Genomic DNA, 24,233 nt, shown 5'->3' with positions numbered 1-24,233 from the left:
TGGGAAACTCAAAGACTGGCGACGCATCCACACCCGTTATGACCGATGCGCCCACACCTTCTTGTCTGCCATCGCAATCGCAGCTACAGTCATCTTTTGGCTTAGTTAATGAGTCCTGACCCTAGGACAAGTTGAATGGGCGTGGGGCCCAATGAATGGACGGGTAGACGGCTACTACCTCAGCAGAGGCCGATCCCACTGGATGCTATGGGTTCACGCCTACGATGACAATGACGGTTGGACATGGTGCGCCATTGGTCATGCACCACAAAAGCAAGCATCACGTAACCAAGCTATGATCCATCTGCTCGCTGACTTTTGGCGTTGGGAAAAGGAGAATAATGAACTCGAGCATTATAGCTGGATCAACGAAGAGGACTGCTTAAATGCAAGCGAGTTGAGAACAATTGCCTTGCTGGTCTGGAATGCCGCTCCGGAAGGAAACGGCAAGAATGAGTGAAAAGCCCGATCTCAAGTTTGAAAAGAGAAGGGAAAAACGGCCGGTCCTCATCGTCGTTGAAGAGTGGCCAGATGGCACAATGGCCTTCAAGCTTGGCAGCGCGATGACGTCGGCTCTTGGTCAGCGTCGCGAAGAAGCAACTCTTGTGCAGTTTTCTCCAGAGAGGATCTTCAGAGTTGAAACCGATGTGTCAGAGGCTGAGTTCCGCTTGGCACTAAATACGAAGGAGGTTTCACACCATGGGGATATTCATTTTTCGGAATTGCCCTCTCTATCGCAGAAGCCCGCAACGTAATATTGTCACAACATGCAGGTGCCATCAGTGCTCTAATAAGAGCTATTGTGTCGCCAGATAAAACATGAAGGCGCCTTGTCAGGCTTTCGGAATTGTATCGCAATTATGATGGCAAAAAACCCAGCCATCGTTAGACAGCTGGGTTAAGTTAAGAGCAATAATTACAACATGCTCTGTGGGTCATTCAAGCAATGTCACCCGCTTGAATCTCGTAATTACGTATCATCGACTTCCCATTTTCCAAAGGCGCGCTTGGCCATAGCTATTCCGCAATACTTGCATTGCGAAACGAGATAACTCCCGCCCACCTTCGCATGTTTGCGGCTTCGGACGTGCGCGTTGAAGCTACAAAAAAAGATGCGCCTTATGGCTTTGTGAATCATATCTAGACCTCAACTGCCTTGCCTGATCTCACAGACATGCCCCCTTGTGCAGCAGCCAAAAATGTTGCTTTGACACGGCATCAAAAAGATTTAATAACTTTCAAAGTTGATAGTTAACGAGTGAATAAATCCAACGCAAGCAGATGCTTTCAAAATTAAAACTATGTTGATTGTGCTCCATCCGACATGAAAAGTAGAGACAACATGACTAGAACACCACAGCCCTCCTACGTGCGACTGTTAAATATGCTCAATGCAATTAGGCAGCTGGCACCGTTTGACACCTTGAATGGAGAAGAGGGTCTGCTGCTGGATGCACTCATTGTGCAATGGCACGAGCGTGACGATATTATGGTAAGCGAAGTGATGAGTAATGCACGCTTCGGTTCGCAGCCTACAGCTTATCGGAGAATAATAGCTCTGCGAGACAAGGGTCTAGTTCGTTTGCGCACTGACAGCAAAGATAAGCGCGTCAAATTCGTGGAACCTACGCAGCTCGCACGAGATTACATGGCGAGCATTAGTGAAGGCATCTCAGCTCTTGGGCAAACTCCGCGAACTGTATGACGGCTGCGTTAAAGGATGTGTTGGTAAGGGTCCTACTTGTAATCGGCTTAGCGCTGGTATGGTATGGCGTGGCTTCAGCAAATGGGTTTGTTTTTCAGAAATTAGCCCTAAGTCCTAATGCTCACCTCATATTTCTGCCAGCAGCGTTACGCATAATCTACCCTCTCGTTTTTCGGGCGGCAGGTGTTTTAGCGATTATTATGGCCAGCTATTTTGTCGTCCAAGACAGAGTAAACGATGGCATAATAGACATTATCTCATTGGCTGTAATGTCGGGCTTAGCTCCGCTCGCTGGTATCGGTGTGTTCAAGAGGCTGTTTACGGTGAAGCCAGATTTAGCTGACTTGAAGGCGGTTCATTTTGTGGCGTTAGGAGCGCTGTGCGCGGCATCAAACGCCCTGCTTTTGAACGCTTACTTCATTCTTTCAGGTCACCCGCTGCAGCCACTGGACCTTCTGATCACGATTTTCATCGGCGATGTCATGGGGACTTTAATAGTCATGTTGATAGTCTCGTTTGTGCTGACGTTTTTCATTTCACGGCGTCGCGTGTGAAGGTCGCATGATGAACACGAAAACCAATCTTTTGGTATTTGCCGGACTGGCGCCTGCCGCCCTTATGATGCCCCAGATAAGCGCATATGCCCAGCCAACGAGCTATAGCCATATTTTCAACATCTATGCCTCAGGCCCCGAAAGCAACGTGAAGGCCGTTGAGATGGCAACTGCTAAAATGGTACAGCTCGAGCAGTGTGGGATAGCTTCAATCAGTGACCACACATATCGATACCAAGGTTTAACAGAAAACATGTTTGTCACTCTGTCTGGTCCGCATGTCGATGTAGCAGCGGCAAAGGCAGAGCTACAAAAAGCAAGAGTATGTGGGATCGAAGGCTACACGAAAAGAGCCGCATACTTAGGTGGCGAATAGTCCTTACACGGACGGTTAATCAGTCGCTTTCAGAGTTGGCGGCAATCAGAAACAGCGCGTCGGTCTGACGAGCAGACTTGCAGTATCAAACATTGATCCCTTGCTGGGTCTATCTTTAAATAGGTCCACGTTCTGGCTGTAATGCCCAGATGCTCATCCAAACATACAACTACCTTACATACCGGCAGTTTGCGAACTGCCGGTCATTGATCCGTCTCGGATCGTCTTATTGATATTTATACGATTTTTAGTGTGGCGCCCCACCCTAATATGTAGGGTCATGGCTAACTATTGGCTGTCGTTCGGTGATGTTTATGAATGTAGGCGCTCATCAGATTCCAAGGTTGAGTTTTCCGAAAACAGATCGTAGTTTGGGTTATGCGACGGAATAACTCGTCGCATAAAACATACCGTTTTTCATGGAAGTTTCATGGGAGGTTTTAGGGTTTCGCTGAAACCCTAGGAAAACTGGAGCGGGCGAAGGGATTCGAACCCTCGACCCCAACCTTGGCAAGATTCGGCTCTATAAAATTTACACTATAAATCAGTAGCTTATAAAGCTCTTAAAAAATCCGAACACGATCCGAACATTTTCACCGCAATTTGCTCAGAAGGCTTTGTGTTCAGGTTTCCAGACAAATGCGGAGCGGCAGCTTTGCGCCCAATGTCAGACATTATAAAGTCCGACTGGCTTGCCCATAAGCGGACCTCCCATCAGATTGATGGCCATTGCAAAATTGAAGCCCAGTGTTGACGTAACGCCTAACGACCATCAATGCCACTGGCGGCCGGTGCTATCATCCCTCGGCGTTGGATTAACCCCTCAGAGTGCTATGCCAACTTCTAACGTGATTACCTTATTCAGCGCTTAATCTTGTCAAACAGATCGATAAGCTCATTAAACTTCTCACGCTGCTCGGTCACATTGCCATGCGCAATTGCACCAGCAACGCAGCATGATGCATGATCTCCAAGGATTGTAATCTCCACCTTAGCTATCGCGGACTTCACCGCTTGCACTTGATGCAGAATATCGATGCAATAGCGGTCATCGACAACCATCTGAGAGATTTCCCCAACCTGACCCTCGATCCGCAAATTTTTTCACTGTGCTTTATACGGGTTATGAAAGTGGACGTTTGTCACTCATCCGAACATACGGCTTCATTTAGCAAAGACGTTAAAAGCGGAGAGCGCTAATGGCCACTTCGGCACGAAGGCCGATGATAAACGCGTCGGCTAAAGAGGCATTGGCGGAGGGCCGTCGGACATAATGTACGTTGGGTTGGATCGAGAGCCATGGCGTAAGTTGGGTTCGGTAGGAGGTCTCTATCGCTACTTCGGCGGCGGAAGCGCTCTCGGCAGCTCGAAAACTGTCGGATGCAAAGGCGGCTTGGATGGCGATACCGAACTCGTCCGCGTCGCGTCCGGGGACCCAGCCGCCAAACTTCACGCCAGCGCCAGCGAAGGTGTCGAACATATTGAATAGCCCGCGCGCTACACCGAGGCGAAAGAACGCATCGACATTTTTGCCGTCTCGACGTGCGAGCGGGAATTCACCACGAATATAGGAACCTCTGTTACCCGTGGTAGTACCTGCGCCACCGTTTCGGTCAAATTTAGCGGTATAGCGCCAGTGGCCGAGCAGTATTTTGCCGCCAAGAAGCGGCAACTGGGCCTCGCCCGCCATTAATGTGCCATCACCCTCGCCAAGCTTGATCGCAGTATGGCTCGGATTGTCGGGATCGCCCGGTACGCCGTCCAGCACCGCAGCGCGAACTGCCCATCCTTCTTCGGGTTCGATTTGGAACCTCACGGCGAGCGAAGTCGAAGGAAAAATAGATGGCCCATTACGGCCGCTCTGGGCGAAGTCGGTACCGATGCCGTTCGCGCTGCTCACAAATAGCCCAGCTGCGTCAAGTGCGTCAAACTCCGAATTGAGGTCATAGAGCCCTGCCTTTATCGAAACGCTCTCTCCAAATTTCTGGCTCACCCAAGCTTCATAGAGCCGTAAGGCGCGCGCACCGGTTTCGATGTTGCTCACCGCTTGCGTGTCACCGACTAAGTCACTGATCGACTTTCCGTTATTATAAAGACCATAGACATGGACCTGAGCGCCCTTCCAGCCAACAAGACTTTCCATGTCGGCTTCGAATACGACATCGATATTGTCGAGATAGCGCGTGCCGTGGCGCGACCCACCTGAAGCATTACCAATTACTTCGCCTGTATAGGTCAGCTGCAATAGCAGAGGGCCATGATCTTCGTCGATTTCTCCGGGAGCATGGGTATGACTGTGCGGCTGGTCCCCGCTTGGCGGCAAATGAGCAGGCGTGTGGATCCCTGCACCGGCTATCACGAGAAGTGTAAGGAGGCTCATTCGTTAGAGGCCTTTCTGAGATTCCGTCATTTCGATTTCGGCGGTGCTTCGCGTGCTTCGTCGAGGTGCAACTCCATCAACAGCGCGGCGCGGTTGTTGTCGCCTAACGCCAGAGCGTCGAGAATTGCCATATGCTCGTGAATCGATTGATGGACGCGTTCAATCCCAAATACCCAGCCATAGTTTAGGAAGCGGCGAAGCCTGTTCTGCTGCTCCATTGCTTGGAAAAAATAGTGATTGCCGGAGGACTTGGCGAGGCCGATGTGGAAGCGCGCGTTCATTTCGTAGAATTCGACTGCGAGCGTCTCCCGCCACGTTAGCTTCGCAAACGCCCCATGCTCAGCGCGCATGTTTTCAATCCAGCTGGGCGGCAGCGCGAAGCCAGGTTCGCGCAGCAGCGCCGGCTCGATGACTGATCGGAAACGATAGCTCTCCCGCTCGGTTTGGGTGGAATCGATTGAAACGAGGAAGCTCCAGCCATTGCCGCGCTTGCGTTCGACAAGCCCAAGATCGCTGAGCTGTCGCAGGACGCGAACGACGACGGGAAGCCGGACGTCAAATAGTCGGACGAGCTCTTGTTGCGTGCATTCGCGTGGCAGGCTCCCTGCAAGATGTGCCTGCGCGATGTCAACGAACAGCGCATTGTCTGCTTCCGCTTCGTCAGTTTCGGACACTTCTGATAGATTCCGCTCGGGTAGTGCGGCCAAGACGAAGCCCCGGTTCGCCCGATGTTCAACCACCCCCGATTGTGCGAGCAGACCCATCGCTGCGCGAACCGGTGTGCGCGACACGCCGAAATGCTGGCAGATTTCGTTCTCCACAATATGATAGCCCGGCGCGCAGCCGCGTTTGCGCATCAGCGCAATGATCTCTGCAGCAAGGTTTCGACGCAGGCGGTTTTGGGAAGCGTTTTCGTAAGAAGAAGTGTTATTGCTCATCGGTATCAAACTATGTCCTAATTTACTATACGCCAAGTCGGGCTGGTTGGCACATGCTGATCAAACGGCTTACCAAGTACGTGTCAAGCCCCTCACTGCCGCCCTCGCGCCCAAAGCCACTGTCGCCCACCCCACCAAATGGCGTTTCCGCAATAGTAATATTGCAGGAATTAAGGCCAATCATTCCAGCACGGAGCGTCCTGCCAAGGCGATCAAGAGTGTCCGGTGCGGTCGCAAAGCCATAAGCGGCGAGGCCGTAAGGTAGTCGGTTAGCTTCCGCGACCGCGGCATCAAGTGTGTCGAATCGGTTAAGGATGGCAACCGGGCCAAAGGGTTCATCATTCAGAATGTCAGCATCCGTTGGGGCGTCCTCAACTATCGCGGGTGACATGAAGAAACCGCGATTGGGGATCGGCGTGTCCGGGCGCCAGATGCTCGCACCGCGCTGGGCCGCATCGGCAAGAAGAGCCTCCAGTGCTTTCCGACGGCGTTCGTTTGCCAGTGGTCCCAATGTCGTGCTCGCATCGCTGCCTGCGCCAATTGTCAGCTGCGAAACAAAAATGCGCAGTCGATCAGCAAAGGCATCTGCGACCGATCTGTCGACTAAAAAGCGCGTCGGCGCAATACACACTTGGCCGCTGTTGCGGAACTTTGCGCCCCCGGCAAGCTCAACTGCGCGGTCAAGATCAGCGTCTCCAGCCACGATGACCGGCGCATGACCGCCTAGTTCGAGCGTAACAGGCTTTAAATGCTGACCGGCGAGAGCGCCGATCAGTCGTCCGACCCGAGTCGAACCTGTCAATGACACCTTGCGGATCATCGGCGACGTGACCAGTCGTTCGGCCACGAAGGCAGGATTACCGAACAGGATGTTCAGCACTCCGGGTGGTAGACCCGCATCGTTGAGCGCGTCGGCGATGGCAAGAGCGGTCGCCGGTGTTTCCTCGGCGGGCTTCAACACCATTGTGCACCCGGCGGCCAGCGCTGCCGCGATTTTTCGTGCCGGTGACGTTGCTGGGAAGTTCCACGGTGTGAAGGCTGCGACCGGACCGATTGCAATGCGATTGACGTGGTAGTCTATGTCGACGGTCCGTCCAGGTATGGTCCGCGTGAAAATGCGGCGCGCCTCCTCGGCGAACCAGTCGAAAAGGTCGGCGGCTGCGGCGAGCTCCGCGCTGGCTTGCGCATGTGGCTTGCCCTGTTCGGTTGTCATTACGCCCGCGATAGCCATCTTGCGCTCGCGAAGTAGCGTTGCGGTGCCGCGCAGGATAGCTGCCCGCTGATAGGGCGGCGTTGCTGACCATCCGGCAAAGCTAACGTTGGCGCTGGTAAGCGCGGCGTCGATGTGAGCTGCGCCCGCCATTGGCATTGCGGCGATCACTTCACCCGTTGCGGGGTTGACCACGTCGATAAAATCGTTGCTCTCGTAAATTGCCTCGCCGCCGATGCGCAGTGATAGCCTTGGATATGCGGTCCTCATGTACAATCATCCAGCGCGCCCGCAATAGTCGTTGCAATGAGATCGATCTGACCGACTTCGATGATTAGCGGCGGAGAGATTACAAGCGTGTCGCCAGAACTGCGCACCAACACACCTCGATCAAAGCAGAGATCAGCAATGCGCTTAGCGCGTGCGCCTCGTTGGCCGGCAACCGGCGCTAGGTCGATGCCTGCCAGTAAGCCGATATTGCGCACGTCAGTAACAAGCTTCTGTTCTTTTAATCCATGCATTGCGCTTTCAAACGCACCCTCTAGCGCAGTTACGCGTGTCCAAAGCCCTTCTTCGTCGAACAGGCGGATCGTCGCTATGGCCGCCGCGCAAGCTAAAGGGTGTCCCGAATAGGTATAGCCGTGCGCAAGTTCGATCTCCTCGCGGGAATTCTCCATATAGGCGTCATGAATTGCTTTGCTGACGATCGTCGCTCCGATTGGAACGGCTCCGTTCGACAAGCCCTTAGCGCAGGTAATAATGTCGGGCTGTACACCAAAACGGTTGGCAGCGAAACGCGCGCCGATTCTTCCGAAACCGGTGATCACCTCATCGAAGATTAGCAAAATCCCGTGCTGGTCGCACACTGCGCGAAGTTTTTCTAGGTAGCCAACAGGGGGCGGAAAGACCCCAGCACTCCCAGCGACAGGCTCGACGATTACCGCTGCAACGGTCGCAGGGTCGTGCAGTGTTAGCAGGTCTGTGAGATCGTCGGCATAGTCGACTCCCTTCTCGGGCTGTCCACGAGAGAATCTTGAAACGGCAGGATCATAAGGATGGCGTATGTGATCGACTTGGCCGATAAGCGGTTCGAAATCCCGACGGTGGCGGCCAATCCCGCCGACGGATAAGCCGCCCCACCCCATCCCGTGATATCCGCGTGCGCGGCCAATGAGACGCTTTCGTCCAGCTTCGCCTTTCATGGCGAAATAGCCGCGTGCGATTTTTAGTGCGGTGTCCACCGCCTCCGACCCAGAATTGCTAAGAAAGACATTGCCGTCAGGCATTGGCGAGCGAGCGACGATCATTTGGGACAGTTCGAATGCAGCCGGGTGACTCACCTGAAACGATGAGGCGAAATCGAGGCGTTCGGCTGATTCTTTGATGGCATCGATAATGGGACGTCTGCCGTGACCAGCATTGACGCACCACAGACCCGCAATGCTATCAAGGACTCGGTGTCCCGAATCTGTTGAGTAAAACATACCATCTGCGGCCGTGAATAAACGCGGTGCTTTGCCGAAGCTGCGGTTAGCAGTGAACGGCATCCAATAGGTGCTCATTTCGTCGGCTTTCATTGTCATTTCATTAAATTCCTATTCCTTGCGGACGCTGGTGCTGCCCGTCGTGTCGAGTGTGTCACGCATGCGCAGCCAAGCACCGCCAAGCGCCACATAAAGCTTGCGAAATTGATGGAATGGTATTGGCGACACCGAGGTGACTGGAATTGGTAGGGCGGCTGGCCGGTCTTCTACGAAGGCCTCAGCAAATGCTTCTCCAATAGCCGTACACCAAGCCACTCCCTTTCCATTGCAACCAAGATGCGCATAGGCTCCGTCACCAAGCGCAAAGATGCGGGGAAGCCTGTCGATGGTGATTGCAACTTGTCCACCCCAAGCGTGACTGAGCGGAGTATCGGCAAGCGCCGGGTAAAGTCGTTGTAAAACCTGCCGTTGAAATTCAAAATCGGCGATATGGCGTGGCGCGCGGCTAACTCCTTTTCCACCTACAATTAAGCGGCCATTGGCGTCGGACCGAAAATAGCGGAGGACGCGGCGTGTGTCTGCTACAGCGCTGCCGTCACGCAGCGCAGGTGCGGACAGTCGGTCACCAATCGGAACTGTCGCGATTTGATAGGACCATACAGGCATAAAGCAGCGGTCGAGGCCGGGCCAAAGGCTACCCGTAGCAGCGTTCGTTGCGAGCAGTAACTGGCGTGCACGCGCGGCGCCAGTGCGCGTTTCAACGCGCCAGTCATTTCCCTCACGAATAATCCGCAAAGCGGCACTGTTTCCAAAAATCCGTGCGCCCGCGCTCGTGGCGGCAGCAGCGAGGCCGCGGGTTAAGGCCAGCGGTTGGACCGTACCGCCGCGGCCATCAATCATCCCTCCGAGATAGGCATCCGTTCCTAATCTATCGGCCAGCGACTTCCGGTCGATCATTTCAACAGGAGCGCCAGCCGCATGCCAAGCGGTGAAGCGACGATGGGCCTCAGTCAGGCCGGCAGCTGAATCGGCAGCTTGGATTTTACCTGTCTGTGCAGCGCCACATTCGATGTTGTGTCGGGCGATAATAGCAAACGTACGGTCCGCCGAGTCACCACCGAATTTATGCGCACGGCGTCCGATTTCTGGGCCGTATGCGGCCATCAAGTCGTAATCAAAGTGGCGTAGGCCTGGTATAACTTGGCCACCGCTAACCCCCGATGCGCCCGAACCGGGCTGGCCTGCCTCAAGAACAATGGCGGTCCTGCCACGTTCCGCGAGGGCAAGCGCCGTAGAAAGGCCAGTGAAGCCGGCACCAATAATAACAACATCCGCGTCGGCTGTTTCACCGAGCGTCGGGTAAAGCGGTGCTGGGGGAGCCGAATCGGCCCACAACGAAGAGAGTAGGGGTGATGTCCCGCTCGGTCTGTCCGTCCTATTTCCCATAATGATAATACCTTTAGGTTCTGCAGTTCCGCCGGCACATGCCTTACTTTGTTTTTTTCCGTTGTAAAATACATTTTAGCTGTTACCTCATACTAAACACAGGACAGGGGGTGTATGGAAACGCTGGCGCTTATCGATATCGCAGGAAACGTGGAAGCTCGTGCTCATGATTATGGGCGTAAGGCGATGCCGATCATTGCGCGCGCAATTGACCATTATCGCAGGCAGTTGCTCAGTTTCGGTGTTGACAATGCCGGTCTTGAACGGCTCGTCGAAGACTTTCTACCAATCGTCGAGGAGTTCGACGCCGGATATGTTTTGGAAATGCGTGCTATCGCCGACGGGGCAGGCGTCGCATTCGCTGATATAATGCTGATCAATGCACGTACCGAGTTGCTAAAGCTCGCCGCTGCGTCTTCCAAGGAGTTTGTCGATCCAACACCCGATGGTTGCACTGCCATTGTTGCGGCCGCGTCGGCGACAGCGGACGGATCTACTATTCATGCGCATAATTGGGATTGGAAAATGGAGGCGGCAGACGCGTCGGTGATGCTGCGCGTTCGTCGCAATGACGGCCCTGATTATCTAACCTTCACTGAAGCGGGCGCGCTTGCACGTTTTGGCATTAACGAAGCTGGGTTAGCAGTTGCGGCCAATTATCTAGAATGTGATCGAGACTACAAAAAGCTCGGCGTTCCGCTGGCGCTGCTGCGACGCCGCGTGCTTGACCAGTGGCATATGGCGACAGCTGTGCAGGCGGTGGTGAGTACGCCGAAATCGGCGTCAAACAACGTTGTGCTTAGTGATGCCGGCGGTATGGTGCTCGATTTTGAATGCGCGCCAGATGAGGCATTTGAGTTCTGCGCGACGGATGGCCTACTCGTACACGCCAATCACTGGCTCAGCCTTGCGGCGCAGATCAAACTGAAAACGGACGGTGGCGTTGCCTTTCCATGCAGTTTTCAGCGTCAGCATCGTGCCGAAGCGCTGCTGCGCAGCAAGTCGGGCGCTATTACTATCGAAGATATCCGCGCTGTCCTGCTGGACAATTACGGATCGCCTTGGTCGATTTGCAGACCGGCGCGCCCGTCATCCTTCACGGACCTGAGCGCGACCGTGGCTTCGCTAATAATGGAGCCGGGCAAAGGTCGGATGGAGGTAGCTATGTTGCCTGCCGAAAATCCTCACTTCACAGTCTATCATCTTGCTTAAAGGAACACCCTGATGCGACGCATTATACTGATTGGATCGATCCTCGTTGTGGCCATCGCCATTGCGTTGGCATTCTGGTCGAACTCGAAGGAAAAGGCGTCAAGCGTGGGTCCTGTAACGCTAATAACCCGCCTTAACAGCGACATATTGGGGACCGAACCCGGCGGATCACGTGACGAGAACACTGACACCGTGATTATGCAGATCGGCGAGGGACTTGTTGGACTACGCGATGACGGATCAGTTGCGCCTCTGCTCGCAGAATCGATCAAGGTTTCATCCGACGGACGTGAATATCAATTCAAGTTACGCAAAGGTGTCTCCTTTCACAATGGTGCGCCTCTGACCTCGGCTGAAGTAATCTGGTCATTTGAGCGGTATCTTTCGGAAGAAAGTGAATGGCGCTGCAAGTCAGACCTTAGCGCGGATGGGCTTGCACCCATATCGGCATTCAAGGCACAGGGTACAGATACGGTAGTGGTTACACTTGCGAAGCCCGCCCCACTTTTCCTCAAAATTCTCGCAAAGGTCGATTGCCATGGAACAGCGGTGATCCATCCTGCTTCGCTCGACGAAGCAGGTAAATGGCGCGCGCCGATTGGCACCGGGCCGTTTAAATTTAATAGCTGGCAGGCAGACCGATACATCGAGTTGGTCGAGTTCGACAGCTACAGCGCTCTGAACTCACCAGCGACGGGCAATGTCGGTAACAAGACGCCGCTAGTAGATAAGGTGCGCTTTGAAATTATTCCCGATAGCACCGCTGCGCGTACAGCTTTGCAGAGCGGCGAGATCGACCTGCTTGATGGGGTTGCTCCATCGGACGTGACACCGTTGAAGAAGACGTCCGGTGTCACAGTCGTATCGCAGCCTTTGATGGATGTCTATGCGCTGTTGCTGCAGACCAAAGATCCAGTGCTTGCTAACCCACAGATGCGCCGAGCAATCGCGCTTTCGATTGACGTCCAAGCACTGGCGCGTAACACGACAAACGGCACGGCAACCGCAAACAGCTCAATGGTCCCCGTGTCGAGCCCCTACTATAAGGGCGGACATCGTGATCTAATCCGCCGTGACATCGCGTTGGCGAAGTCTTTGGCTGCCGCAAGCGGATATCGTGGCCAAACTATCAAGCTTGCAACGAACAAGCGTTATCCGCAGATGTTCGACGCTGCGGTGCTGATCCAAGCGATGGCAAAAGAGGCAGGGATCAACTTCGAAATCGAAACCTTCGACTGGGCAACGCAGTTCGACCGTTATGCTGACGGAGATTATCAGGCAATGACATTTGCCTATTCAGCGAGGCTTGACCCGACATTTAACTGCGCGACGGTAATCGGCCGCAAAGCCGACGAGCCGCGCAAGGTATGGGATGATCCGATGTCCCAAGCGCTCCTTGCGCAATCAGCTGCAGCAACTGATGATGAATCGCGGCAAATGGCATTCGACAAGTTGAATGCGCGGATGCGTGAGCTAACGCCGCTGGTTGTCACATATAATCCACCCCATGTTATCGCTTGGAGGTCGGGCATATCGGGCGTCAAGACCTGGCCTGCCTTGCAGCAGCGACTGTGGGGCGTAAGCAAGAAGCCGTAACTTATCAGATGGGGTAGAAGGAACGTGACGGGATATCTGATCAGACGGCTGGGACTGGCAATTCCAACGCTGCTTTTAGTTGCAATCGCTGTGTTCGGGATGGTTCGATTAGCACCGGGCGATCCCGCTCAAGTGTTGCTCGGCGAGTCCGCTTCCCCGGCCGAAATTGATGCAAAACGTGCCCAAATGGGCCTTGACGAACCAATGCCTGCTCAGTTCTTGCGTTGGGCCGGAGACGTGGCCAATGGGGACCTCGGCACGTCACTGCTTAGTGGCCAGCCGGTGACCAACTTGGTCCTCGACCGGTTTGCAGTGAGTGCCCCCATCGTCGTGGCAGCAGTAGCACTTGCATTGATTATCGCTGTGATTGGCGGTTTGTATGCCGCCCTTAACCGAGGTCGGACGATAGATATAATGATTGTCACCACAGCAACGATTCTACTGTCTATTCCTGCTTTTTGGCTTGGCCTGATGTTCATGCTCTTTTTCGGACTAAAGCTCGGCTGGGCACCGGTCATCGGCTTTGTGCCATTCTCCGAAGATCCAGTCGCGGCATTAAGCTACATGGTTCTGCCGGTAATCGTCCTCGCGCTCGCTGAACTCGGCGTGCTGACCCGCATGATGCGCGCTTCGGCGATCGAAGTGCTTGGGCTCGACTATGTGCTGCACGCGCGTGCTAAGGGACTGGACAATGATCGGGTGCTTGGTCGCCATGTTTTTCCCAACGCCTTCGCTCCGACTTTGACCCTGACCGGATTACTACTCGCCAATTTGCTCGGCGGGATTGCAGTGATCGAAACAGTCTTCACTCTGCCTGGGCTTGGGCGGCTTATGGTCGATGCGGTGCTTGCGCGGGACTATCCTGTTATACAAGGATGCCTGCTTTTTACTGCCGGTATTTACATCCTCGTCAACTTATCAGTTGACCTGATCTATCCACTATTCGACCCGAAGATAGTAAACGCATAATGCGCCAGTCTCGCCTCAATAACATCATCGGTGGCGGTGCAGGCATCCTTATGATGGCCGTGGTTCTTGTTGGGCTATCTCCGCTTACGCCCGACCCGCTCGCTGTCGATATCACCGCTCGCTTGCAGGGACCTTCGACAGCGCATTGGCTTGGCACTGACGAGTTCGGACGTGATGTACTTGCCCGCATCGCGCACGGTGCAGGGATTAGTGGGGGGATCGCGTTTACGGTCGTCGCGCTAGCGACCATCGTTGGGACGTTAGCGGGTATGATTGCGGGCTATTTCCGTGGCTGGACCGACCGAATTGTAATGGCAGTAGCGGAGGCACTCTTAGCATTTCCTGGAATCTTACTCGCTTTGGCGCTGGTTGCTGTGCTGGGCGCGAGCCGATGGGGGATCATAGGCGCGCTTACACTTGCCTATATCCCAATTGTTGTCCGCGTTGTTCGCGGCTCGGCTTTGTCGATCCGCGAACTTGATTATGTCGCGGCCGCGCGAGTCGCCGGCGCAGGACACGCGCGCATTTTGTGGCGGCACGTCCTTCCAAACATGATGGCACCGATTATCGTTATGATGACCAGCTTGTTCGGTTGGGTAATTTTGTCGGAAAGTGCACTCAGCTTTCTCGGGGTTGGCGTCTCACCGCCAACCCCGACATGGGGTAATATGCTGTCTGCAGCGCGCCCGCATCTTGCTGATGCCAGTCACCTAGCCATTGCTCCGGGATTGAGCATTACGCTCGCACTAATTGCCACAAACCTTTTGGGCGACGCGCTTCGCGATCGCTTGGACCCGAGGACGGCCCGATGAGCGTGCTATCGATACGCCACCTTATGATCCGCGACAGTAAGGGCACTCCGCTCGTCCGATCGGTTTCGATCGACGTTGGTCGAGCGGAGATCCTAGCTGTTGTCGGTGAATCGGGTAGCGGCAAGACAATGCTCGCGCGCTCGGTGTTGGGCCTATTGCCAGATGGGGTAGAGCGTAGTCAGGGAGATATCCTTCTGAGCGGCGATGCGCTTCACACGATGAACGAGGAGGCGCTTCGCGGCGTACGCGGCAACCGGGTCGGCTTGGTTCTACAAGAGCCGCTGACCTCGCTTAATCCTGCGATTTCGATTGGAGATCAACTGATCGAGGGATTGCAATGGCATCGTGGCACGCGCGCGGGCGAAGCGCGAGACCGCGCGGTTGAGATGCTTGAGCGGGTTCGCATACCCAATGCCAGGGCGTTACTCAGAAGTTTTCCGCATGAATTTTCCGGCGGGATGCGGCAACGGATCATGCTTGCCGCGACCCTTTTGTTGCGACCCGAGCTGATCATTGCCGACGAACCAACGACTGCGCTCGATACGTTGGCGCAGCGCGAGGTACTCGACCTTATTGTTGAGCTTGGCCGGGAATTCGGCTGCTCGGTGCTGCTCATCACGCACAATCTCGGCCTTGCGGCGCGCTATGCTGATCGTATTGCGGTTATGCGGGAGGGTGAACTGGTCGAGGTTGGCACTACGGAAGACATTCTCCGTAAACCAAGCGCCGAATATACGCGCGCGTTGGTTGCTGCCGTACCGCGTCGTCCTTTCGAAGAACGCGTAGTGCCTGTTGGAAGATTGATAGCGGCTGCAAAAGAGGTCACCGTAAGCTTTCGTGAGCGCCGACGATTTGGCCGTGGTGCGGTTCGCAATGCACTGAACGCAGTGTCCCTCGATATTGCCGAGGGTGAGGTCATTGGCGTTGTAGGTGGATCGGGGAGCGGCAAAACAACGCTAGGCCGAGTGTTCGCGGGTCTTCAGGGCGCCGCTAGGGGAAGTATTATCTTCGATCTGCCTCATGGCGCACAAGCCGGTGGTGCAGTGCAGATGGTATTTCAGGACCCGTTTACATCGCTTGATCCCCGGCTACGTGTTGGGGCGCTTATTGGTGAGACACTCGCGATTCGCGGCGTAAATCAAGGCGTCATTAGCAAACGTGTGGCTGCGATGTTGGAGAGCGTTGGGCTCGGCGGAATGGAAATGCGTTTTCCGCATCAGCTGTCGGGTGGTCAGCGTCAACGCATCGCGATCGCCCGCGCCCTGATTGGCGAACCGGCACTTGTCGTTGTGGACGAGCCGACCTCAGCGCTTGACATGACCGTACAGGCACAGGTGCTCGATCTCTTCGAACGCTTGCAGCGCGAACAGGGTTTTGCTTGCCTGTTCATCACCCATGATCTTGGCGTCATCGAACGCATTGCAGACCGACTGATTGTGATGGAGAGCGGACGCATCGTCGAAGAAGGGCGAGCTGCGGAGGTCCTAAATTTTCCAAAAAATGCATATACTCGGGAGCTTATCGCTGCGACCCCCCATCTTCACGACCTAAAAGAAATTCAACCCTTGACAACATAAGTACAATATTGTTCTATTATAATCATTAGTACACTTGAGTTAGTAGGAGGGGAACTATGAACACTTTTAGTCGAGCATCTCTGTCAACCGCTTTTTGCGCGTTTATGTTGTCACCAGGAATTGCGGTTGCACAGCAGCCCGAGGACGAGGATGGCCCGGAACTCGAGGATATCGTCGTTACAGGTAAACGGAACGATACCGTACAAGCAGGTACTTTTCGCAACGGACTACAGATCGACACGCCGTTGACCATCAGCGTCATTCCGGAAGAGGTTTTGAACGCACAACTCGCGACCTCTGCACTCGACGCTCTTCGAAACACGCCCGGTGTGACGACGGCAGCGATTAATGCAGCGGTCTACAGCAATCTTTCCATCCGTGGCATACCAGTGGAAAGCCGCGGTAACTGGCGACTCAACGGTAGTCTGCCGATTGTCAATCTTGTCGACCTACCGTTGGAGAACAAGGTTCGCGTCGAAGTGTTGAAGGGCGCGTCAGCGCTTTACTATGGCTTTTCTACGCCCTCGGGTATTGTTAATCTGGTCATGAAACGGGCGTCGGCTGACCCAGTCAGTAGCATCCGCATATTTGGTAACCACTTTGGTCAGGCTGGTGCGCATCTTGATTTTGGGCGCCAGGTTGGCAATTTTGGACTACGGCTTAATGTTTTAGCGGCCCATTTAGACAATGGCATCGACCGCACCGATGGGCACCGTTTTCTTGCTTCGGGTGCCTTCGACTGGGAACTGGCACCGGGGCTGACACTGCAGGCCGATGCAGAGTACATCTACAAGGATATTGTAGAGCCCACGACGTTGCGACCGATCGCAACGGGTGGGACGCTTATTTTGCCTGAGCTTCAGTCGCATCGGAAAAACATTGGTTCGAACTGGCAGCGGTCGACTGGCCGAGAATATAATCTTCTGACCCGCGCCGAATATAAAATTTCACCGGCCTGGGCGATCACCCTCAACGCTGGCGTTTCAAATTTAACGCGTGATCGCCGCTTCTCGGACTTCCGAATCACTAATGCAACAACTGGCGCGGGGACGCTTTCGGTCGAACTTGCAAACGACAATGATTATGAAAACCGATTTCTTCGTGGCGAAATCGCCGGGACATTCGAGACAGGGCCTTTGCTACACGAATTGATCGTGGGGGTGACGCGCAACCAACGAGACGCGGTCAATCCGCGCCTTCAAGTTGCAAGATACGATAACAACTATTTCAATCCAGTTGTAGTACCTGAAACACTGTTGCCGGCGCCCGCAGTTTCAAGCCTATCGAAGATTGTCGACCTGGGCTATTATGCGTTCGACCGAATTTCATTTAATGATGCAGTTCAGTTAACCGTTGGCGTTCGGAAGACTAACTACGACGAAACAACGCACGCCTTTTCGGTCACTAACGTTGAGACGCGAACGCAATACGAAACTAACCCGACTTCATACTCGGCCGGCCTTCTTGTTAAGCCCATCGACAGGGCAAGCATTTATGCGACCTATATTGAGGGTCTCGAAAATGCGCGTATCGCGCCATCTACAACGGCGAATGCTGGACAATCGCTGCCGGCCGCGGCCAGCAAACAATATGAAGCCGGTATCAAATTTCAACTTCAGCCGCGGTTACTGCTGACGCTAGCTTATTTCCAGATCGACCGCGCTTCGTCATACACCAATCCAGCAAATGTCTTCGTCCTTGATGGGTTAGCGCAGCATAAGGGACTTGAGGCAAGCTTTACAGGCAATGTCACTGATGATTTGTCCATCTATGCAACGGCGCTATGGTTGAAGGCAAAGCAAGTAAGCGGCGCGACAACAGTTGTTGGCAAAAATGTGGAGAACGCGCCCAAGTTCAGCGGCTCGCTTTTTGCCGAATACAAGGTGCCTTTTGCTGAAGGCCTTGCCGTTTCGGCAGGAATGTTCCACGTTGGCAAGCGTTTCGGAAATGCAGTAAACACTTTCTCAGTTCCAAGTTACACCACGTTTGACTTGGGGATGAGTTACACAACTTCAGCGCTTATCGGTCGCGATACAACATTCCGCCTTTATGCCGACAACATTACGAACAAGCGTTACTGGGGAACTGCAAGTAGCAGCCTAATCGCGCCGGGACTCCCTGCGTCGGTACGCTTGTCACTGGAAACATCGCTTTGATTTAGACAGGAGGATACTTAAGATGATCAAAAGAAAGATATGGGTAGCAGCGGGCTTGGCCCTATCGTTAACATCGGGAGCTTACGCAAGCGAAGGCGAGGCCGGCGAAGGTGGCCCGGCCGGGCGATAGTGCCGACAAATTTTATGGAGCTACTGGTGAACGGGATGTCCCGTTCGGCAAGGCACTTGAAAAAATTATGGAGGGCTCTGGCGGCGAAGGCGGCATTGGCTTTTCGAAGTCTGGACCTGAATTTGTTGTACCAGCACTAACTGATTCCCAAATTAAAGCCGCACTTGTCGGCAACACCTTCCGCAAGGACCAGGCCGTCGCTATCTATTTCGGCAAGGATGGCAATGTTGAAGGATGGAAGCGCGACTGGTCGAAGTCCCCGAGCAAGGACCAGTGTCCCACTAAGCTTGGCGACAATTACGAAGTGTCTGATGGCGACTGCTGGATTGCTACAGTGAACCCAATCGTTGGTCCGTATACTGTCCGGAATAATTCGATTTGTATGCCTGCGTACAGTGGTAAGGCCGCCGACGGTAACGTTTGCTATTATTTTGCATTCATTACCAAATTTGTTGTTATCGCTGACGGCAAAAAAGTTTATGGCGGTGGTAAGGATTTAGTTCCAGGGAAAGAGCTGGCCGCTTTTCTTCCCCGACTGCGATGATGCCGTTCAATTACGGAACGTACTATGATCTTTTGTATTGCTGACGTTCTGACCGCCGATGAATTGGCAACGGTGCGTGCGCTCGCAGACAAGGGCATCTTTGTCGACGGGCGCACAACTGCAGGGGCTGCGGCGGCGGCAGCTAAACATAATGAACAACTCGCATGTGACGACGATGCGAGGGCAGAGATTGAACGGATCGTGGCCGGCGCGCTCGATAGGAACGATTTTTTCGCCGCGGCCAGCCTGCCGCGGGTAACTACCTCCTTACTTGTCAGCCGATCTGGCCCGGGAATGGGCTATGGCCAGCACATCGATAACGCGTTGATGGGCTCGCCGGCGGTACGGACCGACCTGTCATTTACGGTCTTCCTTAACGAACCGGAAGATTATGACGGCGGTATTTTGGTAATTGAGGATGCCGAGGGAGGGCACGAGATCAAACTCGCCGCTGGATCGGTCATTTTATACCGTGCAAGCACACTCCATCAAGTAATGCCAGTCGAACGCGGCGTACGCTTGGTCGCGGTCGGCTGGGTGCAGAGTCTCGTTCGCGATCCACGGGTCCGCGAGATGATATTTGACCTTACAATGGCACGGCGTCTAATTACCGCCGCAGACGGCGAGACGAAAGGCGAGGCCCTCGGTCTTTTAGCTAAGGTTCATTCGAACCTTTTGCGCCAGTTTGTAGAGATTTGAAAAGACCATGGCGAGCATTGCCAATCGTCCAGAGCTTGGGTCCTATTGGATGCCCTTTACTGCGAACCGTCAGTTCAAATCGGCTCCGCGTATGCTTGTTGGAGCTTCGAACATGCACTATCGGAGTATCGATGGCAGGGAAGTTCTCGATGCCACCGCCGGCCTATGGTGCGTCAACGCTGGCCACGGTCGAGCTGAAATCGCCGATGCGGTCGCTGCACAACTTCGCGAACTCGATTATGCGCCCTCGTTCCAGATGGGGCATCCAATCGCTTTCGAATTTGCTACGGTCCTTGCAAACCTATTGCCACAGGGGCTTGACCATATTTTCTTCGCCGGATCCGGATCTGAGGCCGTTGACTCCGCGCTAAAAATAGCACTCGCCTACCAACGAGCTATTGGTCAAGGAACGCGTACCCGGTTCATTGGGCGCGAACGTGGCTATCATGGCGTTGGTTTTGGTGGGATCTCGGTCGGGGGCCTCCTCAATAACCGCCGTGCTTTCGGTGCCTTGCTCCCTGGTGTCGACCACTTGCGTCATACCCATCTTCCCGACCGAAATGCTTTCACGGCGGGTCAGCCTCAGCATGGTGCCGAATTTGCCGACGATTTAGAGCGGCTGGTCCAGTTGCACGGCGCCGAGACGATTGCGGCAGTGATCGTTGAACCGGTCGCAGGTTCGACTGGAGTGCTGCCGCCGCCAGTCGGCTATCTGGAGCGGCTCCGTGACATAGCTACGCGCCACGGCATCTTGCTCATATTTGACGAGGTCATCACTGGCTTTGGGCGTCTCGGCAAACCTTTCGGTGCCAGTTATTTCGGCGTGACGCCCGATTTAATGACGATGGCGAAAGGTATTACAAACGGTGCCGTGCCGTTAGGGGCGGTTGCTACGTCCGATCAAATCCACAATGCATTAATGCAGGGGCCGGAGGCAGCGATCGAACTTTTCCACGGCTATACCTATTCGGGGCATCCAGTGGCCTGCGCAGCCGGCCTTGCGACACTTGACATTTATGCCCGAGAAGGGCTGCTAAACCTCGGCACTGAATTCACAAACTTCTGGTCCACCACCTTGTTCGATGCGCTCGCCGATGCACCACATGTCATCGATGTGCGAACGATCGGGTTGACCGCAGCCATCGAATTTGCGCCGCGGAACGGGGCGTCCGGGGAACGCGGCTATGACGTATTCGTCAACGCGTTTGAAAATGGAATGCTTGTTCGAGCAACCGGCGACATTCTGGCGCTATCGCCGCCCTTGATCATTTCAAAGATACAAATCGAAGAAATTGCCCAACGCCTTCGAGCTGCAGTTGACGCCGCCGCCTGAGTGTCGCCTATTGCGTCGAATCCCGCCGCGTACGTTGCTTCCGCTGACGGTCCAACCACAACGCCACGCCAAGTATGATCATGGTAATAATCCAAACGCCGGTGGCAAGTACAAGTAGCCGGCTGGGGAATCCGCCCCATTCACCGGTGTGGACAGCATAAAGCGAGTCAATGATATAAGCGAGCTTGGGCGCGTCAACTGGACTCCACGCGCTTTGGATTTCACCGGTCAGTGCGTCGACATATACGGTCGTTGTGCCAAGCGTGCGGCGCAGCTCCCCGGGACGAGTTAGGCGAATTAGAAACCATGGCTTGGCTTCGCTCGGCAGCACGAGGACCGCAAGCTTGCCGTCAGGGTATCGCGCCGTCGCTGCCGCGATCGCGGTTGACGGTGGTAGCGGTGGATTACTCGCAGTTGAAATCTCCGACACTGCTGGCGGTAACGGACCGATTTCCAGAGCCCCTTCAAGTTCCCCACGCCAGATCATGATCGATCCCGCTAGTATTAGGACTACGCCGATGGGTAGGAACCAGAGGCCGATCGCTCGATGCCAAACGAATATCGCGGATGTACCCTTGAGTCCCTGCCTTGGGATCAGATTCTCCCGCCATTTGCCGTGCCGGGGCCACACCATCCACAAGGCAAGCAGCAGGTTAGTAACGAGTAACACACCCGAAACGCTTGCGATCTTCTTACCGGTTTTCCCGTTCAGGAAGGAGTTGTGGAACTCAAAAATCAGGTGGAGCCAGCGCTGCTCGGCGAAGGGTCCACTCCATAGGTCGCTACCAAGAATACGACCGTCGGCGGCGTCAATCCACACACGTATCTGGCGTCCTTCGTTCTCTTCGAGTAGTACGTCGAAGCGCGCAGGACCATCGCCGCCCGCGAACATCTCAGTCGGCTTGCCATAGTCTCGTTTGATGTGGGCGAAAACACGATCAATTGCCTCTGGGTCGGATTCTTTACCCGACACACCCATGATGCGATCCTCCACACCCCGGTGGAATGTCAGAATAACACCACTGGCTGCTTGAAGCATCCAAACGGCAAGCACCGCGAGGCTGAGATAACGATGCCAACGGATCAAGCGAAATTTCACCTCAATCTCCACTTAGTTAAATTGTATACTTGACTCTTAAAATACAATTATGCTGTTGTGCAAGCGCTTAATGCGTGGGCGACTATCCCGGGGCTCCGGAAAAGGAGATTGCATGTTCATCGCGGCTGACACCACCGCCACCACAGTCCTCGTTGCGCCGATTAACAAGGAGGATCGCGTATTAGAACTCGAACGGCAGCTCGCGGAACAGGCAAAAAGGATTGGGCGCCTTGAGTTCATGTTGCTGCAGACGCCGATGACGGCCGTTACGCTAAGTGAGCCAGCGCCAAAAGCTACTTCGTCTTCAGCAATGCCATCCGCCAAAAATATGGTTTCTACGTTGGCCGAATCCAAGCCCCGTTTTGTTGAGGGCCTTACCGCTGGCGGCGACATTCGATTGAGGCAGGAGTTCAACTTTTCGGACACCGATGCGGTCGATAGATCGCGCAACGCCTTGCGCGCCCGTTTGCGGGCGACATATAGCCTCATTCCCGGCTTGACCATCGGGGCGCAGCTTTCAACTGGCGACCCCGGCGATCCCAACAGTACGGATGTTACGCTCGGAAACTTTGTCGATGATTTTAATGTCTCGCTAGACCAGGTCTGGTTGCGTTACCAAATGGGTGGCCTTACGTTGCACGGGGGCAAGTTCGCGCTGATCTTTCAGCGCACGGACATGGTCTGGGACGGTGATTTCGTTCCGCAGGGCGTCGGGGTCACGTATACCTCAAAATTCATCGGTGGGACCTCGGTCGAGGCCCGTGCGGCTTATGTAATCATTGAGGAATCATTGGGCGGGCGGGGCAGCGCTATGCTGGGTGGGCAATTAAGCGCTTCAGTGCCGTTGGCAGCGGCTTGGCGCTTTGGCCTCTCGGGCGGCTATTACGACTACAGCCTCAACAGTATAGCTACAGCCGATTCTGGGGATTTCCGCAGCAACCTAGTGTCCAGTGGAAGCTATCTGTCTGACTTTCGTCTTGTCGATGGTATCGCGACGCTTGCCTACACAGGGCTCGGGGACCGCTGGCCGATCATTTTGTCTGGCGAATATGTGCGGAACCTCGGCGCTGCGGTATCAGCAGATAGCGGCGTCTACGTTGAACTGGCCGCCGGGCGCGCCACAAGGCCGGGTGATTGGCGTGTTTCATATGCGTATAGCGAAGTCGGCGTCGATGCAGTGTTCGCAGCGTTTAGCCATGACAATCTGGCGATTTCGACCAATTACCAGTTGCACTCGCTGGGCGTGACATTTGCGCTGGCTAAATACCTGATGCTGGATACGACTTTCGTTCATTATCGGCCGCTCGATGCTGATTATGCCGGAACAAATGCCGCCACTGACTGGTTGGACAGGATCCGGCTGAATCTCACAGTCAACTTTTGATCTCGGACAATCTGTCGCCACGCCCAATGCCGTGACGGGCCCGTGCTCCAAAATTCAAAACCAAAGAAAAGGAAGCTAACCGGCCGCTATGCATCGAGCCACGTACAGAACCGGACAGTCAGCTCCCGGCCCACAACAAGACACATATGGCACGTCATGCTGATCGACATCTATTTCGCGCAATCAACCGAGCAAAATAATATGTAAGAAGGAACTGTGGGTCCCATAACTCAGAATAGGGGGGTGCCACCCCGGTGGGGTCTCGTTTGGCTAGGTTTTTGAAGGGGGTGGGGGTAGGTGTTGGTAGCACTCCCACAGACCGATAACGGGTTATGTCCGTCAAAAGTCCGACCTAGATTGTCGGCTGTCCGCATGAAGTTGAGCTAAACCATTGAAATAAATGGTAGACGCTGAGGGGTTCGAACCCACGACCCGCTGATTAAGAGTCAGCTGCTCTACCAACTGAGCTAAGCGTCCCCATTTCGGGATGGCCATATGCGCAGTCCCGTTTGGAGCGCCGCCTTTGATGCTATTCGCGGCCTTTGTCAAGCACGCCTGCGGGATTTATTGGAATTGACCATGCTTTGAGCCAGGATGGCGTTCGATGGACATGATGATGCCCACGCATA

General features: G+C 54.5%; 21 protein-coding genes, 1 tRNA gene and 1 pseudogene. 15 read left to right on the top strand and 8 right to left on the bottom strand.

Going from position 1 to position 24,233, the window contains the following annotated elements; genetic code table 11:
• From ACIQ2T_RS04250 to ACIQ2T_RS04230, 5 genes and pseudogenes are all read left to right on the top strand, one after another.
• Positions 1-109 (top strand): annotated as a pseudogene (locus ACIQ2T_RS04250) (IS5/IS1182 family transposase); the annotation flags it as partial.
• Positions 110-151: 42 nt separating this feature from the next.
• A complete protein-coding gene (locus ACIQ2T_RS04245; protein ID WP_397589730.1) occupies positions 152-460 on the top strand; it encodes a hypothetical protein in 309 nt (102 codons plus the stop codon).
• Positions 453-755, top strand: a complete 303-nt coding sequence (locus ACIQ2T_RS04240) for a hypothetical protein (protein WP_397589729.1) — start codon at positions 453-455, stop codon at positions 753-755. Before ACIQ2T_RS04245 ends, ACIQ2T_RS04240 begins: the two co-directional genes overlap by 8 nt.
• A gap of 946 nt (positions 756-1,701) precedes the next feature.
• Positions 1,702-2,259 carry a hypothetical protein gene (locus ACIQ2T_RS04235; RefSeq protein ID WP_397589728.1) on the top strand — a complete coding sequence of 186 codons (558 nt, stop codon included), beginning with the start codon at positions 1,702-1,704 and terminating at the stop codon, positions 2,257-2,259.
• Positions 2,260-2,266: 7 nt separating this feature from the next.
• The gene (locus ACIQ2T_RS04230; RefSeq protein WP_397589727.1) at positions 2,267-2,635 is read left to right on the top strand and encodes a hypothetical protein; all 369 of its coding nucleotides are present in this window, start codon (positions 2,267-2,269) and stop codon (positions 2,633-2,635) included.
• An 861-nt stretch (positions 2,636-3,496) separates the two neighbouring features.
• On the opposite strand, the gene ACIQ2T_RS04225 is transcribed toward ACIQ2T_RS04230, so the two are convergent.
• The 6 genes from ACIQ2T_RS04225 to ACIQ2T_RS04200 form a co-directional block, all read right to left on the bottom strand.
• Positions 3,497-3,733, bottom strand: coding sequence for a metal-sensitive transcriptional regulator (locus ACIQ2T_RS04225; RefSeq protein WP_397589726.1), 237 nt, complete (start codon positions 3,731-3,733; stop codon positions 3,497-3,499).
• A gap of 82 nt (positions 3,734-3,815) precedes the next feature.
• The gene (locus ACIQ2T_RS04220) at positions 3,816-5,015 is read right to left on the bottom strand and encodes a carbohydrate porin (RefSeq protein ID WP_397589725.1); all 1,200 of its coding nucleotides are present in this window, start codon (positions 5,013-5,015) and stop codon (positions 3,816-3,818) included.
• Positions 5,016-5,041: 26 nt separating this feature from the next.
• The gene (locus tag ACIQ2T_RS04215) at positions 5,042-5,953 is read right to left on the bottom strand and encodes a GntR family transcriptional regulator (RefSeq protein ID WP_397589724.1); all 912 of its coding nucleotides are present in this window, start codon (positions 5,951-5,953) and stop codon (positions 5,042-5,044) included.
• Positions 5,954-5,978: 25 nt separating this feature from the next.
• Entirely contained in the window at positions 5,979-7,433 is a 1,455-nt protein-coding gene (locus tag ACIQ2T_RS04210; protein WP_397589723.1) for an NAD-dependent succinate-semialdehyde dehydrogenase, read from the bottom strand.
• Positions 7,430-8,746, bottom strand: coding sequence for an aminotransferase class III-fold pyridoxal phosphate-dependent enzyme (locus tag ACIQ2T_RS04205; RefSeq protein WP_397589722.1), 1,317 nt, complete (start codon positions 8,744-8,746; stop codon positions 7,430-7,432). The genes ACIQ2T_RS04210 and ACIQ2T_RS04205 overlap by 4 nt, the downstream gene beginning before the upstream one ends.
• A 12-nt stretch (positions 8,747-8,758) precedes the next feature.
• Entirely contained in the window at positions 8,759-10,093 is a 1,335-nt protein-coding gene (locus tag ACIQ2T_RS04200) for an NAD(P)/FAD-dependent oxidoreductase (protein WP_397589721.1), read from the bottom strand.
• A 114-nt stretch (positions 10,094-10,207) separates the two neighbouring features.
• Here ACIQ2T_RS04200 and ACIQ2T_RS04195 point away from each other — a divergent pair, with 114 nt between their 5' ends.
• The 9 genes from ACIQ2T_RS04195 (at position 10,208) to ACIQ2T_RS04155 (ending at position 21,121) form a co-directional block, all read left to right on the top strand.
• Positions 10,208-11,305 (top strand): C45 family autoproteolytic acyltransferase/hydolase, encoded by a 1,098-nt coding sequence (locus ACIQ2T_RS04195; protein WP_397589720.1) that lies wholly within the window; start codon positions 10,208-10,210, stop codon positions 11,303-11,305.
• A 12-nt stretch (positions 11,306-11,317) separates the two neighbouring features.
• Complete coding sequence (locus ACIQ2T_RS04190; RefSeq protein ID WP_397589719.1) at positions 11,318-12,901, top strand: ABC transporter substrate-binding protein; 1,584 nt, start codon at positions 11,318-11,320, stop codon at positions 12,899-12,901.
• A gap of 24 nt (positions 12,902-12,925) precedes the next feature.
• On the top strand, positions 12,926-13,870 hold the full coding sequence (locus ACIQ2T_RS04185) for an ABC transporter permease (RefSeq protein WP_397589718.1): 945 nt from the start codon (positions 12,926-12,928) through the stop codon (positions 13,868-13,870).
• A complete protein-coding gene (locus tag ACIQ2T_RS04180; protein ID WP_397589717.1) occupies positions 13,870-14,682 on the top strand; it encodes an ABC transporter permease in 813 nt (270 codons plus the stop codon). Before ACIQ2T_RS04185 ends, ACIQ2T_RS04180 begins: the two co-directional genes overlap by 1 nt.
• Positions 14,679-16,259: an ATP-binding cassette domain-containing protein gene (locus tag ACIQ2T_RS04175; protein WP_397589716.1), complete on the top strand. Its 1,581-nt coding sequence runs from the start codon at positions 14,679-14,681 to the stop codon at positions 16,257-16,259. Before ACIQ2T_RS04180 ends, ACIQ2T_RS04175 begins: the two co-directional genes overlap by 4 nt.
• A 56-nt stretch (positions 16,260-16,315) precedes the next feature.
• Positions 16,316-18,415: a TonB-dependent siderophore receptor gene (locus tag ACIQ2T_RS04170; protein ID WP_397589715.1), complete on the top strand. Its 2,100-nt coding sequence runs from the start codon at positions 16,316-16,318 to the stop codon at positions 18,413-18,415.
• 110 nt (positions 18,416-18,525) lie between these two features.
• Positions 18,526-19,089 carry a hypothetical protein gene (locus ACIQ2T_RS04165; RefSeq protein ID WP_397589714.1) on the top strand — a complete coding sequence of 188 codons (564 nt, stop codon included), beginning with the start codon at positions 18,526-18,528 and terminating at the stop codon, positions 19,087-19,089.
• 24 nt (positions 19,090-19,113) lie between these two features.
• Positions 19,114-19,788: a Fe2+-dependent dioxygenase gene (locus ACIQ2T_RS04160; protein WP_397589713.1), complete on the top strand. Its 675-nt coding sequence runs from the start codon at positions 19,114-19,116 to the stop codon at positions 19,786-19,788.
• A gap of 7 nt (positions 19,789-19,795) precedes the next feature.
• Positions 19,796-21,121 carry an aspartate aminotransferase family protein gene (locus ACIQ2T_RS04155; RefSeq protein ID WP_397589712.1) on the top strand — a complete coding sequence of 442 codons (1,326 nt, stop codon included), beginning with the start codon at positions 19,796-19,798 and terminating at the stop codon, positions 21,119-21,121.
• A 7-nt stretch (positions 21,122-21,128) separates the two neighbouring features.
• Here ACIQ2T_RS04155 and ACIQ2T_RS04150 read toward each other — a convergent pair whose 3' ends face one another.
• Entirely contained in the window at positions 21,129-22,220 is a 1,092-nt protein-coding gene (locus ACIQ2T_RS04150) for a PepSY-associated TM helix domain-containing protein (RefSeq protein ID WP_397589711.1), read from the bottom strand.
• 112 nt (positions 22,221-22,332) lie between these two features.
• Between ACIQ2T_RS04150 and ACIQ2T_RS04145 the strand changes: the two genes are divergently transcribed.
• Complete coding sequence (locus tag ACIQ2T_RS04145) at positions 22,333-23,604, top strand: putative porin (RefSeq protein ID WP_397589710.1); 1,272 nt, start codon at positions 22,333-22,335, stop codon at positions 23,602-23,604.
• Between the two features lie 401 nt (positions 23,605-24,005).
• Here the strand turns inward: ACIQ2T_RS04145 and ACIQ2T_RS04140 are convergent.
• Positions 24,006-24,081, bottom strand: a tRNA-Lys gene (locus ACIQ2T_RS04140).
• Between the last annotated feature and the right edge of the window lie 152 nt (positions 24,082-24,233).

This window comes from Sphingorhabdus sp., assembly GCF_044357595.1.
Lineage (GTDB): Bacteria > Pseudomonadota > Alphaproteobacteria > Sphingomonadales > Sphingomonadaceae > Sphingorhabdus_B.
This window is presented reverse-complemented; position numbering and strand designations above follow the sequence as displayed.

What these genes read in the sequence shown, in the direction of transcription:
- ACIQ2T_RS04245 (WP_397589730.1), top strand. Translation starts at nt 152, where the DNA reads ATGAATGGACGGGTAGACGGCTACTACCTCAGCAGAGGCCGATCCCAC.
- ACIQ2T_RS04240 (WP_397589729.1), top strand. Translation starts at nt 453, where the DNA reads ATGAGTGAAAAGCCCGATCTCAAGTTTGAAAAGAGAAGGGAAAAACGG.
- ACIQ2T_RS04235 (WP_397589728.1), top strand. Translation starts at nt 1,702, where the DNA reads ATGACGGCTGCGTTAAAGGATGTGTTGGTAAGGGTCCTACTTGTAATC.
- ACIQ2T_RS04230 (WP_397589727.1), top strand. Translation starts at nt 2,267, where the DNA reads ATGATGAACACGAAAACCAATCTTTTGGTATTTGCCGGACTGGCGCCT.
- ACIQ2T_RS04220 (WP_397589725.1), bottom strand. Translation starts at nt 5,015, where the DNA reads ATGAGCCTCCTTACACTTCTCGTGATAGCCGGTGCAGGGATCCACACG.
- ACIQ2T_RS04215 (WP_397589724.1), bottom strand. Translation starts at nt 5,953, where the DNA reads ATGAGCAATAACACTTCTTCTTACGAAAACGCTTCCCAAAACCGCCTG.
- ACIQ2T_RS04210 (WP_397589723.1), bottom strand. Translation starts at nt 7,433, where the DNA reads ATGAGGACCGCATATCCAAGGCTATCACTGCGCATCGGCGGCGAGGCA.
- ACIQ2T_RS04205 (WP_397589722.1), bottom strand. Translation starts at nt 8,746, where the DNA reads ATGACAATGAAAGCCGACGAAATGAGCACCTATTGGATGCCGTTCACT.
- ACIQ2T_RS04200 (WP_397589721.1), bottom strand. Translation starts at nt 10,093, where the DNA reads ATGGGAAATAGGACGGACAGACCGAGCGGGACATCACCCCTACTCTCT.
- ACIQ2T_RS04195 (WP_397589720.1), top strand. Translation starts at nt 10,208, where the DNA reads ATGGAAACGCTGGCGCTTATCGATATCGCAGGAAACGTGGAAGCTCGT.
- ACIQ2T_RS04190 (WP_397589719.1), top strand. Translation starts at nt 11,318, where the DNA reads ATGCGACGCATTATACTGATTGGATCGATCCTCGTTGTGGCCATCGCC.
- ACIQ2T_RS04180 (WP_397589717.1), top strand. Translation starts at nt 13,870, where the DNA reads ATGCGCCAGTCTCGCCTCAATAACATCATCGGTGGCGGTGCAGGCATC.
- ACIQ2T_RS04175 (WP_397589716.1), top strand. Translation starts at nt 14,679, where the DNA reads ATGAGCGTGCTATCGATACGCCACCTTATGATCCGCGACAGTAAGGGC.
- ACIQ2T_RS04170 (WP_397589715.1), top strand. Translation starts at nt 16,316, where the DNA reads ATGAACACTTTTAGTCGAGCATCTCTGTCAACCGCTTTTTGCGCGTTT.
- ACIQ2T_RS04160 (WP_397589713.1), top strand. Translation starts at nt 19,114, where the DNA reads ATGATCTTTTGTATTGCTGACGTTCTGACCGCCGATGAATTGGCAACG.
- ACIQ2T_RS04155 (WP_397589712.1), top strand. Translation starts at nt 19,796, where the DNA reads ATGGCGAGCATTGCCAATCGTCCAGAGCTTGGGTCCTATTGGATGCCC.
- ACIQ2T_RS04145 (WP_397589710.1), top strand. Translation starts at nt 22,333, where the DNA reads ATGTTCATCGCGGCTGACACCACCGCCACCACAGTCCTCGTTGCGCCG.